This is a genomic window from Lacicoccus kunmingensis DSM 17847 (assembly GCF_059568765.1).
The window spans coordinates 1-14,633 of the sequence record NZ_JCANUC010000013.1 but is presented as its reverse complement, the minus strand read 5'-3'; the positions used below and the strand labels follow the sequence as shown (position 1 = coordinate 14,633).

Sequence of the window (14,633 nt, the reverse complement as noted above, 5' to 3'; positions counted from 1 at the left end):
TGTATCGTGGCTCACAGGAATTTGAAGTGCGCTGCAGACTTTTTCGGCAGTCAGACAATTGGTTGAGAAAGAATTTTCTCCATCACCTTTTCCAATCGGTCTGTTTTTCTTTTATAGGGCTGAAGCCATGACAGACGTTCAGCAAAAATCGCTTTTGGACACGCTGCATAATCACAAAACCATTTATGAGTGAGAATTTGAAAATGAACGTAGTGGTCAGAAATCGGTAAGTCATCCACATTCCTACAGTATCGACTATGCTTACGAGTGGCGTGTTTTTGACAAGCGGGGCATTGGGCTGTCGTTGAATCCATCTGGATGATAAAAAAGAGTTCGTTTTCCGTTTGCTTCTGGTAAATAATATGTGCATTCTTATCCAAGTAGGATATTGGATCAAAGATAGGCGTACTCATTTTCATCAACTCCTCGGTATTTTAGTACACTATACCCAAAAAAGTCGAATTTCTAATCACCACAATTGCGTAAGAACCAATCTTATTTGTGATAAAGTGTTGAGTCCTACTTGACGGTTACATATAGCTTTATCTCAATCGAAGGGGATGGATAAAGGTGCTGGGAAAATATAAAAGTTTCAGGAAAAAGCGCAGAATTAAAAAGGTGAAAGATGCGAACGGGGAGCCATTTAAAAAAATTCATTTCTGGCAGTATTTACATCGGACGGTATTTCATAAACGAATTGGCGGGGATTTATACTCTGTGGATGTGGATTTATACGGCAAGGAGCTGATGGGTCCTGAGAGCGCCTTGTATAAAAATGGTGTACGTATTAAAGAATCCACCGTGCCTTCGGTCTATGAAGTGCCTGGCGGGTTCATTGAAGTTGAAACGACGACTTACGGGGTGAAGAAAATCAACTATGTCACCGACACTGATGAAGTGCAGCTAATACCGGACCGGCATTCACTTGAAGGTAAGCGGGCAAGCTTCGATTCAAAATTTCCGTCAGCGAGTAAACGGGTCGGCTACATTGCGATTGTCATTCTCATCATCGGCCTAATCATTGCGATACCTGCAGTGATAGAATTGATTACAGGCTTGGATCTGGTTGCTGATAACGTCGGGACTTTCACCAGTCCATTCCAGTTCCCGGCCTGGCTCAATGGGACGCTCCTGATACTCGGCCTCACTGCAGCAACCGAGCGGGCACTGTCTCTTAAAAACCACTGGCTGATCAATATGGAAACAAATACATTCGACGTCTAGAACGATGTTAAGAAACATCCGGTTCAGGGAAGAGTCATCTAAAACAGTGAAGGTGATAGAGTGCACTTCAAATTATTCAAAACATATGCCAGAGCGTATCAAAAAACGATGAAGCATCTGTCAAAAGTACTGAACTGGACGCCGCCGCTCCTTCTGCGCGGAGAGGGGATACTTAAAATACTTCCGGACACTTTAAAAGCTAAAAATTATAATAAAGTGCTCATTATCACAGATGAGGGGATTCGGAAGACCGGGCTGCTCGATTATTTACTGGCCGGGCTGAACACCCGCGGCATCGAGTACTTTATTTATGATAAAACAGTGCTGAACCCGACGGATGTGAATATATCAGAAGCGGCTGATCTTTATAATAAAAACCGATGTGACGCGATGATCGGCTTCGGCGGCGGTTCTCCGATCGATTGTGCGAAAGGGGCCTCCGTGGCGGTCGGCACAGGGACCAAAAACATTAAAAAGTACCTGGGGCTGATGAAAGTCCGTAAAAGACTCCCTCCGGTCATCGCAGTGCCGACCACTGCAGGGACGGGAAGCGAAGGGACGGTCGCAACAGTGATCACCGACAGTGAGAACCGGATGAAATATGCGGTGTCGGATACGGTGCTGCGTCCGGAAATCGCTGTGCTTGATGCATCTCTTACGATCGGTCTGCCGGACAAAATCACAGCACATACCGGAATGGACGCACTCAGCCATATTGTCGAGTCCTATACGAATTTAAGCAATACGGCAGAAACGAGGAATATGGCGGAAACAGCAGTCGGGCTGATCTACAAAAATTTGAAGAAAGCTTACTATGACGGTGAGGATATTACCGCGAGAAAGCACATGCAGTATGCGGCATATCTTGCAGGGCGCGCATTCACCCACGGATATGTCGGTAATATCCACGCAATGGCCCATCAGATCGGCGCCAGATACCCTGTGACGCACGGAGAGGCCAATGCGATCATCATGCCTTATATAATGGAAGAATACGGCGAGGCCGTCCACACTGACCTCGCACAGCTGTCTGACTGTGCAGGCGTTACGGCCTCCGGTGATACGAACAGCGACAAGACACGGAAATTCATCCAGAGCATTCGTGATTTAAATGCATCACTCGGTATAGGCGACCGGCTTCCTGATATTGAAGAAGCGGACATTGAAGAGATGGCGGAGTACGCATTCGATGAGGCGAATCCGGATTACCCGGTGCCGGTCATTTTCCCCAGGGAAAAGTTCAAAGAAATGTACATGAAAGTTAAATATGGAGAGAATAAAAGACCTTAGTCTGTTTGAACTAAGGTCTCTCTCATACTAAAATTCAACTTTGACGGATCCAAGGTTTTCGAAATGGGCTTCGACATCCATCGCTTTCGTCAGGGAGCCTGCCAAAAGCACTTCGCCTTTTTTCAGTTTGATATTGTAGCCATGCAGCGCTTTCGCAAGTCAGACCACTGCTTCCAGCGGATTCCCGAGCACGGCACTGCCGTCCCCTTCATCAATACTGATGCCGTTTTTGAATATTTCCATCCGCTCGGCCGGTAAATCAATCTCAGAGAGTTTCAACTGCTTGTCTCCAAGGATGGCGCCGGCAGAAGAACCGTTGTCTGATATCGTGGCTTCAAGTTTGATCTTCCAGTCGCATATCCGGCTGTCGATCAGCTCCGCTGCCGGCAGGACGTAATCGATATAGTCCGCGACATTATCCGAAGTGAGATTGTCAGCATTGATATCTTCTTTCAGGACAAACGCGATCTCAAACTCGATTCTCGGTTTGATGAACTTTTCCGTAATATGATTTATAATTTATTTTTTAATTTAGTAATTACCATATCGGATGGCCGTCCTGGCCGACAATTGTCTTACCGTAGCCAACCATCGCATCTTCATAAAGATGAGTAGGGTGGCATGTTATCTATGACTACTTCCGGAAGTCTCCGGTCTTCATCTGCTTGTAATGCATACTTTTCAGCGAGCTCTCCAATTTCTTTTGCTCTTTTAAGTAGTTCTTCACGACTGACTGCTTGTGGTGTTTCTTGTTTTGTAGCTTGTTTAGTCATGTAAATCCCCCTCTAATTTGTAAGCGCTATCACCTGATAGGTTATTAGAAGTATAGAGTACGATTTTAGTTAAATATAGATATGAATCATACGAATACTGCAAATATTTTGACATATTTAATACTAAACCGCTTACAAAATAAAAACCGTCCGGCTGCTGGAACGGCTCCAGCGCTGGACGGAGTGTGCTTATTGTAGTGTGCTTATTCTGATACTATTTTATTTCTCTGCTCTCCTAAATCCACGGTACCGTCAGGGCTTTTGATGGAAGCGCGGACGATATCGCCGTCTTTCAGGTAATTTTCGTTGTCTGCCTGAGCTTCGACAAATCCTTTTACTTTATCGCTCAATGAAGAAGTGATCTTCGTCGCTGCTTCAATCTGTTCTTTCGTCAGGTGCATTGCGACGCCTCCCGGTGTACCTGTAAGGAGGACATCACCCGGAGAGAAATCCATCACTTCCGAAAGTTCGCTCAGTGTTTCTTCCGGCTTGAAGAGCAGCTGATTCGTATTTGCAGACTGACGGAGCGCGTCATTGACCCAAAGGTTCAGGTCCAGATCATGGACGGCTGAGAATTCATCATCTTCGGGAATATACAGATAAGGACCGGCGGGTGCAAAAGTGCGGTAGCTTTTACCGCGCAGCCATTGGCCTTCCGGAAGCTGCACATCACGGGCTGAAATATCATTCATGATGACGAATCCGGCCACATACTGATGAAGGTTTTCTTCTGTCACAGCAACGGGCTCATTGATTTCATTTTGATCACGAGACCGAGTTCGATTTCGTAATCCAGCAGCTTGACGCCTTTCGGACGAACAACGTCTGCATCATATGCGCACAGTGAACTTTCAGCTTTGCCGAAGATCAGGTTGAATTCCGGACGTTCTGCCGTCATGCCGGATTCCTGGCGGTGGGAGGAGTAATTCGCACCTTGGCATGTAATAGTGGAAGGTTTCGTCACCGGGCTTGCCAGTTGAACGTCATCCAGATTGTATGATTTCGCATCCTTACTTTTCAGAACAGCCATTGCCTGTCCGGGACCGTCTTTTAAAAATTCGGCCAAAGTTGAAGCATCATTATCGATATCAAATACTTTTTCTTCAGACAGGACACCCCACCCTGCGTTGTCATTTTTAATATATCTTACGATTTGTAAACCCATTATCATGTCCCCTTTGCATATAAATTAACTCAAATTAAACTATTGAAAGGGGTTTGTGTCAACTGAATGATTTTATGGAAAAGCGCTTAAAAGTAAATAAAAAATATTATTCTATTTCTTTTTAAACGGGGACGTTATATGAAGGAAGTGTTTTTGAAAAGGACTGTAATACGCGTTTTCCGGGATTATAAAGAATATTAATGTTGACAAACGACTGCACCTTTTTTACACTGTACTTATAAATGTTAACATTTCAGAAAATTAGGTGAGAAGATAAAATGCAATACTCGACAACTGACATTGCAGATATTTTAAGAAAGGATATCATTCTCGGCAATTACAAAAGCGGAGATGGTCTGGGCGAAGTGGCGCTGTCAAAGCAGTTTAACGTCAGCCGCGGTCCTGTCCGCGATGCACTGGCGATGCTCAGTGCCGAACGGATGATTGAGAAAAGGTCCAACGGCAGATCCGTCGTCATCGAATATGACATCAAAGAGATCAAAGATTTATATGAAGTCCGGATTTTATTGGAAACGCATGCACTGCAGCAGTTGGACATGGAACTTTATCAGAAACATAAAGGGCTGCTTCATGATTATTTACAGATGATGAAGGAAGCGGATGCGTTTGAGGAAAGGGATATAGAAACCGACTTGTCATTCCATTATCTTCTTGTGAAGATGTCCGGCAACGAGACATTGATGCATCTTTGGAATGTTCAGCGGAATATATTCCGGACGCTCGTGGATATTACGAGTGAGGTCACTTTAAGCAATCAGGATGAAATCATCGACCAGCATATCAGGCTGGTGGAAGCATTGGAAGTCCAGAACATAGATAGTGCGCGGCGTATACTGACGGCGCATTTAAATGACGCATGTGAGTATTGCTGCAAGGGAAAATCTTTATTATAGGGGATGAAATTATAATGGCTAAAGTAAAATGTGCAATTATTGGTTCAGGTAATATCGGCAGTGACTTGATGATGAAGCTGCTGGATAACGAAGTATTGGAAGTCACGGCATTGATCGGTATCGATGCTGAATCCGAAGGGTTGAAAAGAGCGGAGACACTCGGTGTCAAAGCAATTTCGAACGGTATTGACGGTCTGGTGGAAAACCCGGAGCTTGCAGATATCGTATATGAAGCGACTTCAGCGAAAGCGCATATTCACAACGCTAAAATCTTAAAAGATCTCGGCAAAAAAGCAATCGATTTAACACCGGCGGCAGTCGGTCCGTTCCTTGTACCGTCAGTGAATTTGAAAGAAGAGGAAGTACCTCATCTGGATAACGTCAACATGGTAACGTGCGGCGGCCAGGCGACGATTCCAATTGTTAAAGCAGTATCCGATGTTCTGAAAGTGGATTATGCAGAAATCGTGGCTTCCATTTCAAGTATGAGTGCAGGTCCGGGAACGAGACAGAATATCGATGAGTTTACGGTGACGACAGCGAATGCGATTAAAGAAGTCGGCGGCGCTGAAAAATCAAAAGCGATCATCACATTGAACCCTGCCGATCCGCCGATCCTGATGAGAAACACGATTCATATCCAGACAGCGGAATCTGCAGAAGCTAAAAAAGATGAAATTCTCAAATCCCTGGATGCGATGGTGGAAAATGTTCAGTCTTATGTACCGGGTTACCGCTATAAAGCAGAACCGGTCGTCAAAGATGATATTGTGACGGTATCTGTCGAAGTGGAAGGTAACGGGGACTTCCTGCCGAAGTATGCAGGCAACCTGGATATCATTACATCAGCAGCAGTGAAAACAGGCGAAATGATTGCGAAGAACATGCTTGAGAAGGAGAGAGTATAATGGCTAAAAAAGTGATAATCAACGATGTGACATTGCGAGACGGCATGCATGCCATCCGTCACCAGTATTCCAAGGAGCAGATTGCTGAACTTGCACGCGTCATTGACGATTCCGGGGCGGACATCATCGAGGCGACGCACGGCGATGGTCTCGGCGGCAGCTCAATCCAATACGGTTTTTCAAAAGAAAGTGAAGAAACGATCATCAGAACAACGGTTGAAAACGTAAAAAATGCCAAAGTCGCAGTATTATTGCTGCCGGGTATCGGTGTCATCGATCACCTTGAACAGGCACATGACTGGGGTGCAAAAGTGGCACGTGTCGCGACGCACTGTACAGAAGCGGACGTGTCGGAACAGCATATCGCTAAAGCGGCCAGTCTCGGCATGGATACCGTCGGATTCCTGATGATGTCACACCGTACATCTCCTGAAAACCTGCTTGAGGAAGCGAAAAAGATGGAATCATACGGCGCACAGACGGTATATGCAGTGGACTCTGCGGGTGCACTGACTATGGACGGCGTCAAAGAAAGGATTTCATTGCTCAGAAACAACTTGAGCAGCAGTACTGAAGTCGGCTTCCACGGGCATAACAACTTGTCGCTTGCAGTGGCGAACTCGGTTGTGGCGATTGAAGAGGGCGCAGGCCGCATCGACTCAAGTCTTGCAGGCATGGGTGCAGGCGCAGGGAACACCGCTACTGAACAGCTGGTGGCGGTACTTGACCGTATCGGAGTGGCGCACAACCTTGACCTGTACAAAACGATGGATGCTGCAGAAAATCTGATGAAACCGATGATGGAACGTCCGGTACAGATCGACCGTCTGTCACTCACTTTAGGTTACACAGGCGTATACTCAAGTTTCCTGTTGTTCGCAGAGCGTGCGGGTAAAGAATACGGTGTAGACCCTCGTGATATTTTGACGCGCGTAGCGGAAATGGGTGCGGTCGGCGGCCAGGAAGACTGGATTGTCGGTGTTGCACAGGAACTCGCAAAAAGTAAGTAATCGTTAGATAAAAATCATGATAGAGTATGGACCTGCCGGGTTCATACTCCATTTTTTTATGAAAAATCCCCCTTGATCGTTATCAAGAGGGAAGTGATTCAATATTATATATTGAAATTTCTTCTGTCCGGTTCATTTTTCGTACCGTCATTTTTCTTGCTGTAATACTGCTGATCCATTGCAGCTTTCTTTTTCTCGATGTCATCATCGTCATCCGTATCCACAGGGTCACGGTTTTCATTGTCATCATAACCGTAATGGGACACATCGACTCTGTCGTCCGCCACGTTGATTCTGTCTTCTGCCTTGTCTGCATTATCTCCGTAGTCTTCTGCCCGCATCGTCCCCTCGAAGTCTTTATCCTCAGGGTCTGCAGGGGCTTCTGCGCCATATTCCACATTCGGTTCAGTGTCAACGATGCGGCCGCTCTGTTCTATATTCTCTTCTGCGTTACCTAAGTCACGGTCTTCAGCTCTCATTGTGCCTTCGAATTCTTTATTTTCAGGGTCTGTTTCTTCATCAGTACCGTATTCCATGTTCGGTTCTGCATCGACGATGCGGCCGCTCTGTTCATCATTACTATCAAGCTCGCTGATGCTGTCGACTTCACGGGCCTCATAATTTCTGTCGAGCTCTGCACGGGCTGAACCTTCATCGTCCGGGTTCTCAGCAAGGTGTGCCACACCCGGGTTGTCCTCTTCACCGACCCCTTGCTTTTCGTGCGGTTTACCGCCGACATTATTGTCGTTGCTGTCATAACGGGACGTTTCCTCTTCGTCACTGCCCATCTTCTCCGATTCACCTAAAGCGACCTCATTGACGTGAAGCAGAATATCTCCCGCCTGCAGCGAAGTGATATAGTCTTCTTTTTCAGAGTCATTTAAATCAAGGTCCGCCAGTGCACGTTCTTCAGGTTCCTCTGAAGTGAAAAGAGAGACAAACTTGTCCCACGGGGACCCATCCGCATTTTTAAAGTTCACGCCTGTGTAGTTTAGGGAAGTGCCTTCTAAAGACTCTTTTGAAAATACTGTAATGTCGTTGTCATGTACGCCATCCGCTCTCAGGCGCTCAATTCTTCCGACTAATTCCTGTTCACTTTTAAAGCTTTCAAACTGTCCCATAGTAACCCTCCAGATAAATATTATTCAATATCCATATACTTCTTGTTACTAAAAAGATACCCCTTCAAAATAATAATAAACAGACGCGGAAATTTATATTGACACGGATGATAATCATAATATGATTGAATTATTACTTTTAGGGGGTAACGTGTTGACAACGATAGGGGACAGAATCAGACGGGAAAGAAAAAGACAGGGGTATTCACAAAAAGCGCTGTGCAAAGATATCTGCTCACAGCCGACTTTATCAAGGATGGAAAACAATAAGCTGGATATATCATTTTTAACTGTGAATCAGATTTTGGGGCGGCTGAATTTATCGGTCAATGATCTGCTTGCACAGGAGGAAGATATTCAGGAGAATATCTTCTTTGACAGGCTGGACGAGGCAAGGGAAGCACGGCAATACATAGTTACAGAAAAAATCATCGCAAGTTTTAATCGTGTGACAGAAGAACCGTCTTCGAAAGTCAAAATGTATATAAAATGGCATCAGAGCCTGGCAGCTTTCAGCAGAGAAGATTATGACACCGCATCATCACTTTTGAATCATGCGATATATATCGCTGAAAAATTCAACTACACCGACTTCATTCCGCAGCTGTATATGGCTAAAGGAAATACGGAACACCAACTTGGGGCAAGGCCATTAAAGTATTATGCATATGCCGAAGAGTTGTGCCATGAGCTGGAAGTGCCGAATTTTAAACTGGAAATGAAAATACTCTATAATCTGATCGTCTCCTGCAGCATGGAAAATCAATATCACCAGGTCATTTTGAAATGCAAAAAAGCGATGAAAATATTGAGCGTGAACGCGTCTGCCTATTTGATGTGCGAAATTTATTATTTATGGATGAAAGCGCTGATTGCGTTGGTTGAGATGGATGAATATGAACAGTTGAAAGTCAGTACCCGTATTATTTTCGACCATGCGAATAGACTGGATATGTTGGACAAATTAGAAAACTATTCACATATGAATATTTAAATAAACTCTATTTCCTTATATGTATTTCTCATTTATTATTGAGATAAATTTCCATATTTAAGTGGGAATTACATTTACGAAGGGGGTTCGTTTATTATGAATAAGCTTTTAACAAAATGGGGGCAAAGGAAACAGGGGAGAAGCGGGACGATTGACGACTGCGGAAAACCGGACGGTGTCTATTGATGACTATGGACAATAAACCGCCGCTCAGCCGCAAAGAAGAACGTCTGCTTGTATACCTTCTGCTCATGGAAAGACGTGACCGCTACAAAAAGGGCAGTGAAAACTACATGAACTACGACTACTATATCGACATTGTCATCAATGGGATTGAAAGTAAATACGATGAAATATTCGAACATATCCATCATATGGACAATGGTATTTCAAAAGAAGTGAGTGAGGAGGTCGAGATCATCCTCAGAATGTACCACTGCATCGAGACCTCTTTTGAATTTTTGACATTTGATGATCAGCAGTCTTTAAGGAAGAAATATATCATTGATTTCGGGGGTTTCAGAAGCGATCTTGAAGAAGAACACAATTATTTGAGTTATTACAGATTTCTTAAAAAGCATCAACAGAATAAATTGCCGAAAGTCATTGAAAATCCGGCGCTCAATATAGAGATATACCGCCGCATGCTGATCAAATTCAAAGATTTTGATATTCCGAAAATAGGCATACCGACTTATATCACAAAACAACAGCTGATTGAATTATTTTCAGTGCAGGACAGAAAATCATCTTAAAAAGATACATAAAAAAGAAATGAGTGACCGTGCACCCGGTTGTGCATGGTCACTCATCATTTAATATATTTCAGCATCCGATGTGTCATCCGTTTCTTTCTCTCTTATATATTTTTCCTCATCAGAATAGTACAGGAAAAATTCACCATCTTTAATTTTTCTTAAGTAATCTTCTGCAGTCTCATCTCTCAGGTCGATGTTATAAATGTAATTGCTTGCCGGCTCATTTGAATTAAATAATGATTTCAAGCTCTCTGACTGTTCATAGTATGGATGGAAGTTGATACCGGTATATTTTACCCACTGCATTTCATCAGGATCCGAGTCTGCATCTGCCAGTAAATGAAAGTCTTCTTCGAAGTAGCCGTCTCTTTTCAATTTCTCAATTTCTTTCAGTACTTCATCACGATCAGAAAAGAATTCATAGTAGTTCATAGATTTTGCCCCCGATAATTGATGTGTTATTTATATTTACCCCCGCTGTTCAGCTTTTACTCATTATATTACAGATATTTATCCAGTAATCATGTACAATTGAGTTGTATATTATCGTTCACTTTGTTATGATATTATAATTATTTATTTCATATAATCACAGTAATATGGATTGTGAGTTTCTATGGTTTTCCATAAAAAAACCTACTATGAGATAGCAATTAATCGAATACTTTAATTGTTCTTCGTCATGTTCATTTATTGGAAGTTATCAACAATAATACAGGAGGCAATAAGATGTGGGAAAGTAAGTTTGAAAAAGAAGGTTTAACGTTTGATGATGTATTATTACAGCCGGCGCATTCGGAAGTATTACCGAAGGATGTGGATCTGTCCGTCCAGCTGTCATCCGATATCAAGTTGAATATTCCGGTGCTGAGTGCGGGAATGGATACGGTGACGGAATCGGCGATGGCAATCGCAATTGCACGTCAGGGCGGCCTCGGCGTCATTCATAAAAATATGTCAATCGAAGCCCAGTCAGAAGAAGTGGAAAAAGTGAAGCGGTCGGAAAATGGTGTCATCAAACATCCATTCTTCCTGACAAAAGAAGAAGAAGTCTATGCAGCGGAACATCTGATGGCGAAATACCGCATATCAGGCGTACCGATTGTCAGCAATCCGGAAGAGAAGAAGCTGATCGGTATCATTACGAACCGTGACCTGCGTTTTATAGAAGATTATTCGACGACGATTGATGATGTAATGACAAAAGATAACCTTATTACAGGCACTGTGGGTACGACGCTTGAAGAGGCGAGCAGAATTTTACAGAAACACCGTATAGAAAAACTGCCGCTTGTTGATGACAATAATATTCTGCAGGGTCTGATCACGATCAAAGATATCGAGAAAGTGATCGAATTCCCTGATTCCGCAAAAGATGAGCAGGGGCGCCTGCTCGTTGCTGCGGCAATCGGAATCGCAAAAGAGACGGAAAAGCGTGCCGAAGAACTTGTTAAAGCAGGGGCGGATGCACTTGTCATCGATACGGCACACGGTCACTCTCAGGGCGTACTTGAGGCGATTGAAGACATTCGCGACAAGTATCCGAATATCACACTCATTGCAGGTAATGTGGCGACTTCAGAAGGTACTGCCGCATTGTTCGATGCAGGGGTGGATGTTGTCAAAGTCGGTATCGGACCGGGCTCAATCTGTACGACGCGTGTCGTTACAGGGGTCGGGGTGCCTCAGATTACAGCGGTATATGACGCTGCGACGGAAGCGCGCAGACGCGGCAAGGCAATCATCGCAGACGGCGGCATCAAATTATCAGGTGACATTACGAAAGCACTGGCTGCCGGCGGAAATGCAATCATGCTTGGAAGCCTGCTTGCAGGTACGACGGAATCACCTGGCGATGTTGAAATGTTCCAGGGCCGACGCTATAAGACATACCGCGGCATGGGCTCGATGGGCGCAATGGACCAGGGATCAAAAGATCGTTATTTCCAAGAAGACAAAGAGTCGAAAAAGTATGTGCCGGAAGGTATTGAAGGCCGTACCGAGTACAAAGGACCGCTTGCAGATACAATCTATCAGCTGATGGGCGGCCTGAAATCAGGTATGGGCTACACAGGCAGCAGAAATCTGGAAGCTTTACGCGAAGATTCCAAATTTATCAGAATCACCGGTGCAAGTTTAGTGGAGAGTCATCCGCATAACATTCAGATCACAAAAGAATCACCGAACTATACTACTTGATAGGAGATTTTTATAAATGGAGATGGCTAAAGAACAAGAACTCATTATGGTAATCGACTTCGGCAGTCAGTTCAATCAGCTGATCACCCGGAGAATACGTGATCTCGGTGTGTACAGTGAACTGCACAATCCGAGCGTTACAATAGAAGAAATAAAAGAACTGGGTCCAAAAGGCATCATCCTCTCAGGCGGACCGAAGAGTGTTTATAAAGAGGATGCCTACAGAGTAGACCCTGAAATTTTCAACCTGGGCATCCCGGTGCTCGGCATCTGTTACGGCATGCAGCTGATGGTGCATACACTCGGCGGCGAAGTCATTTCTGCACCGGGCAGGGAATACGGTACGACTGACCTCGTACTGGATCCTTCCGTTGATATCTTTAAAGGGCTGAAAGAGAATGAACGTATGCTGATGAGCCACAGTGACAAAGTCACAGAAATTCCGGAAGGTTTCAAAAAGATCGCCCATACTGAAAACTGTGAGTTCGCAGCAATCAGACATGAAGAAAAACCTTTCTACGGTGTGCAGTTCCATCCCGAATCCAAGCACTCCGTAAAAGGCGATGCATTCCTGACAAACTTCATCAGAGATATTTCAGGATGCACAGGCGAGTGGACGATGGAAAACTTCATCGACATCGAAGTGGAGAAAATCCGCGAACAGGTAGGTGACCGTAAAGTCTTATGTGCAATGAGCGGCGGCGTGGACTCTTCAGTCACTGCAGTTCTTCTGCACAAGGCGATCGGCGACCAGCTGACATGCATATTCGTCGACCACGGTCTGCTCCGTAAAGGCGAAGGCGATATGGTCATGGAACAATTTGGTGAAGGATTCAATATGAACATCATCAAAATTGATGCCAAAGATCGTTTCTTAAATAAATTAAAAGGCGTGTCAGACCCTGAACAGAAACGTAAAATTATCGGTAATGAGTTCATCTATGTATTCGATGATGAAGCGGGCAAGCTGAAAGACGTGGACTTCCTCGCACAGGGGACACTGTACACCGATATTATCGAGTCGGGTACCGAAACAGCGACAACGATCAAATCCCACCATAACGTGGGCGGACTGCCGGAAGACATGGAGTTCGAACTCATCGAGCCGCTGAACACTTTATTCAAAGATGAAGTGAGAGAACTCGGCGTTGAACTCGGCATCGCCGAACACCTCGTTTGGAGACAGCCATTCCCGGGACCGGGACTCGGCATCAGAGTACTGGGTGAAATTACTGAGGAAAAACTTGAAATCGTGAGAGAATCAGACTGGATCTTAAGAGATGAAATCCATAAAGCAGGACTCGAAAGAGACATCTGGCAGTACTTTACCGTACTTCCAGACATCAGATCCGTCGGCGTCATGGGCGATTACCGGACGTATGACTATACCATCGGCATCAGAGCCGTGACAAGCGTCGACGGCATGACCAGTGAATTCGCGAGAATCGACTGGGAAGTGCTGAACAAGATTTCAAAGCGGATTGTGAACGAGTCGAAGCATGTTAACAGAGTGGTTTATGATATTACGAATAAACCACCTGCGACGATTGAGTGGGAATAACGATATGTAATACTAAAACCCTTTAACTGCAATGGTTAAAGGGTTTATTTTTTGGTTTTAATTTTATAAAAGGGCAATTTGAGGGCAAAATGTAGAAAGTGAGACTTAGTTATATAATCATTCATTCTTTAAATAATGAAGTTTAAGTTCTTTAGGGGGACGAGGGGCTCTAATCCTTCGAAACATTGTTGGAGATATATACAATAAAAATAACAATGCTAGAAATCTCAATACTAAAGTATATATATCTTGGAAATCATTTATCTGATTTAAATTTATTCCTTCTAGAATTAACCCAGATGCGAGTAATACTAACGTGCAATAACTAATTAAGTTTGTACTTAAATTTAAATTAGAAGTGATACCTCTAGATTTGATTACATTAGGTAGCTTTAAACCTGAATTATTCATAGAAAATCATTAACAGGCAATTAATGCCGGTTTCACTGGCTTTTCAAGGGAATGGCCATTCACTTGGAAAGTGAAAAAAGAACCCAATTCTGATAAGGTTAAAGCACTACCAAATAACCATCAGAAAGGGTTCTTATAATGGCTACTTTACCGCAAATCTCACTGGATTTCAATCGCAAGATCAAACTTTCAAACGACGGCGGTGCACTGTCATCGGATACGGGCAGTTTCCTCTTCCGGGAATTCGATGAAACAATCGGATTCTCAAAGACGATTAACCAACGTCTGCACTTGAAAGACGACCG

General features: G+C 44.1%; 16 protein-coding genes and 1 riboswitch. Of the genes, 10 read left to right on the top strand and 6 right to left on the bottom strand.

What is annotated here, in order from left to right:
- Window positions 1–50: 50 nt before the first annotated feature.
- Entirely contained in the window at window positions 51–413 is a 363-nt protein-coding gene (locus BO48_RS11795) for a transposase family protein (protein WP_496367655.1), read from the bottom strand.
- Window positions 414–570: 157 nt separating this feature from the next.
- On the opposite strand from BO48_RS11795, the gene BO48_RS11790 reads away from it, so the two are divergent.
- Both BO48_RS11790 and BO48_RS11785 read left to right on the top strand, forming a co-directional pair.
- Window positions 571–1,224 (top strand): hypothetical protein, encoded by a 654-nt coding sequence (locus BO48_RS11790; RefSeq protein ID WP_496367654.1) that lies wholly within the window; start codon window positions 571–573, stop codon window positions 1,222–1,224.
- Between the two features lie 60 nt (window positions 1,225–1,284).
- Window positions 1,285–2,514 (top strand): iron-containing alcohol dehydrogenase, encoded by a 1,230-nt coding sequence (locus BO48_RS11785; protein WP_496367653.1) that lies wholly within the window; start codon window positions 1,285–1,287, stop codon window positions 2,512–2,514.
- Window positions 2,515–3,113: 599 nt separating this feature from the next.
- On the opposite strand, the gene BO48_RS11780 is transcribed toward BO48_RS11785, so the two are convergent.
- The 3 genes from BO48_RS11780 to BO48_RS11770 form a co-directional block, all read right to left on the bottom strand.
- The gene (locus tag BO48_RS11780) at window positions 3,114–3,287 is read right to left on the bottom strand and encodes a hypothetical protein (RefSeq protein ID WP_496367652.1); all 174 of its coding nucleotides are present in this window, start codon (window positions 3,285–3,287) and stop codon (window positions 3,114–3,116) included.
- A 203-nt stretch (window positions 3,288–3,490) separates the two neighbouring features.
- Window positions 3,491–4,024 (bottom strand): fumarylacetoacetate hydrolase family protein, encoded by a 534-nt coding sequence (locus BO48_RS11775; protein WP_496367651.1) that lies wholly within the window; start codon window positions 4,022–4,024, stop codon window positions 3,491–3,493.
- Window positions 4,021–4,452 carry a fumarylacetoacetate hydrolase family protein gene (locus tag BO48_RS11770; RefSeq protein ID WP_496367650.1) on the bottom strand — a complete coding sequence of 144 codons (432 nt, stop codon included), beginning with the start codon at window positions 4,450–4,452 and terminating at the stop codon, window positions 4,021–4,023. Before BO48_RS11770 ends, BO48_RS11775 begins: the two co-directional genes overlap by 4 nt.
- A gap of 278 nt (window positions 4,453–4,730) precedes the next feature.
- On the opposite strand from BO48_RS11770, the gene BO48_RS11765 reads away from it, so the two are divergent.
- Genes BO48_RS11765 through dmpG form a run of 3 tightly spaced genes read left to right on the top strand, consistent with a single transcriptional unit; the run spans window position 4,731 to window position 7,284 of the window.
- Complete coding sequence (locus tag BO48_RS11765; protein ID WP_496367649.1) at window positions 4,731–5,366, top strand: GntR family transcriptional regulator; 636 nt, start codon at window positions 4,731–4,733, stop codon at window positions 5,364–5,366.
- Between the two features lie 14 nt (window positions 5,367–5,380).
- Window positions 5,381–6,274, top strand: a complete 894-nt coding sequence (locus BO48_RS11760; RefSeq protein ID WP_496367648.1) for an acetaldehyde dehydrogenase (acetylating) — start codon at window positions 5,381–5,383, stop codon at window positions 6,272–6,274.
- The gene (gene dmpG / locus BO48_RS11755; RefSeq protein ID WP_496367647.1) at window positions 6,274–7,284 is read left to right on the top strand and encodes a 4-hydroxy-2-oxovalerate aldolase; all 1,011 of its coding nucleotides are present in this window, start codon (window positions 6,274–6,276) and stop codon (window positions 7,282–7,284) included. Before BO48_RS11760 ends, dmpG begins: the two co-directional genes overlap by 1 nt.
- Window positions 7,285–7,388: 104 nt before the next feature.
- On the opposite strand, the gene BO48_RS11750 is transcribed toward dmpG, so the two are convergent.
- The gene (locus BO48_RS11750; protein ID WP_496367646.1) at window positions 7,389–8,405 is read right to left on the bottom strand and encodes a general stress protein; all 1,017 of its coding nucleotides are present in this window, start codon (window positions 8,403–8,405) and stop codon (window positions 7,389–7,391) included.
- Between the two features lie 121 nt (window positions 8,406–8,526).
- Between BO48_RS11750 and BO48_RS11745 the strand changes: the two genes are divergently transcribed.
- Both BO48_RS11745 and BO48_RS11740 read left to right on the top strand, forming a co-directional pair.
- A complete protein-coding gene (locus BO48_RS11745) occupies window positions 8,527–9,399 on the top strand; it encodes a helix-turn-helix domain-containing protein (RefSeq protein WP_496367645.1) in 873 nt (290 codons plus the stop codon).
- A gap of 185 nt (window positions 9,400–9,584) precedes the next feature.
- The gene (locus BO48_RS11740) at window positions 9,585–10,154 is read left to right on the top strand and encodes a YfbU family protein (RefSeq protein ID WP_496367644.1); all 570 of its coding nucleotides are present in this window, start codon (window positions 9,585–9,587) and stop codon (window positions 10,152–10,154) included.
- 60 nt (window positions 10,155–10,214) lie between these two features.
- Here BO48_RS11740 and BO48_RS11735 read toward each other — a convergent pair whose 3' ends face one another.
- On the bottom strand, window positions 10,215–10,589 hold the full coding sequence (locus BO48_RS11735) for a hypothetical protein (protein ID WP_496367643.1): 375 nt from the start codon (window positions 10,587–10,589) through the stop codon (window positions 10,215–10,217).
- A gap of 129 nt (window positions 10,590–10,718) precedes the next feature.
- Window positions 10,719–10,819, top strand: a riboswitch (purine riboswitch).
- Between the two features lie 67 nt (window positions 10,820–10,886).
- On the opposite strand from BO48_RS11735, the gene guaB reads away from it, so the two are divergent.
- From guaB to BO48_RS11720, 3 genes are all read left to right on the top strand, one after another.
- Window positions 10,887–12,356: an IMP dehydrogenase gene (guaB, locus tag BO48_RS11730; protein WP_496367642.1), complete on the top strand. Its 1,470-nt coding sequence runs from the start codon at window positions 10,887–10,889 to the stop codon at window positions 12,354–12,356.
- A gap of 16 nt (window positions 12,357–12,372) precedes the next feature.
- Window positions 12,373–13,917 (top strand): glutamine-hydrolyzing GMP synthase, encoded by a 1,545-nt coding sequence (guaA, locus tag BO48_RS11725; protein ID WP_496367641.1) that lies wholly within the window; start codon window positions 12,373–12,375, stop codon window positions 13,915–13,917.
- A gap of 549 nt (window positions 13,918–14,466) precedes the next feature.
- Window positions 14,467–14,633, top strand: a 167-nt coding sequence (locus tag BO48_RS11720; protein ID WP_496367718.1) for a transposase, incomplete at its 3' end; no start/stop codon positions are given.

Excerpts from the sequence above, each read along its gene's own strand:
- BO48_RS11795 (WP_496367655.1), bottom strand. The coding sequence starts at position 413 with ATGAGTACGCCTATCTTTGATCCAATATCCTACTTGGATAAGAATGCA.
- BO48_RS11780 (WP_496367652.1), bottom strand. The coding sequence starts at position 3,287 with ATGACTAAACAAGCTACAAAACAAGAAACACCACAAGCAGTCAGTCGT.
- BO48_RS11770 (WP_496367650.1), bottom strand. The coding sequence starts at position 4,452 with ATGGGTTTACAAATCGTAAGATATATTAAAAATGACAACGCAGGGTGG.
- BO48_RS11765 (WP_496367649.1), top strand. The coding sequence starts at position 4,731 with ATGCAATACTCGACAACTGACATTGCAGATATTTTAAGAAAGGATATC.
- BO48_RS11760 (WP_496367648.1), top strand. The coding sequence starts at position 5,381 with ATGGCTAAAGTAAAATGTGCAATTATTGGTTCAGGTAATATCGGCAGT.
- dmpG (WP_496367647.1), top strand. The coding sequence starts at position 6,274 with ATGGCTAAAAAAGTGATAATCAACGATGTGACATTGCGAGACGGCATG.
- BO48_RS11750 (WP_496367646.1), bottom strand. The coding sequence starts at position 8,405 with ATGGGACAGTTTGAAAGCTTTAAAAGTGAACAGGAATTAGTCGGAAGA.
- BO48_RS11745 (WP_496367645.1), top strand. The coding sequence starts at position 8,527 with ATGATTGAATTATTACTTTTAGGGGGTAACGTGTTGACAACGATAGGG.
- BO48_RS11740 (WP_496367644.1), top strand. The coding sequence starts at position 9,585 with ATGACTATGGACAATAAACCGCCGCTCAGCCGCAAAGAAGAACGTCTG.
- BO48_RS11735 (WP_496367643.1), bottom strand. The coding sequence starts at position 10,589 with ATGAACTACTATGAATTCTTTTCTGATCGTGATGAAGTACTGAAAGAA.
- guaB (WP_496367642.1), top strand. The coding sequence starts at position 10,887 with ATGTGGGAAAGTAAGTTTGAAAAAGAAGGTTTAACGTTTGATGATGTA.
- guaA (WP_496367641.1), top strand. The coding sequence starts at position 12,373 with ATGGAGATGGCTAAAGAACAAGAACTCATTATGGTAATCGACTTCGGC.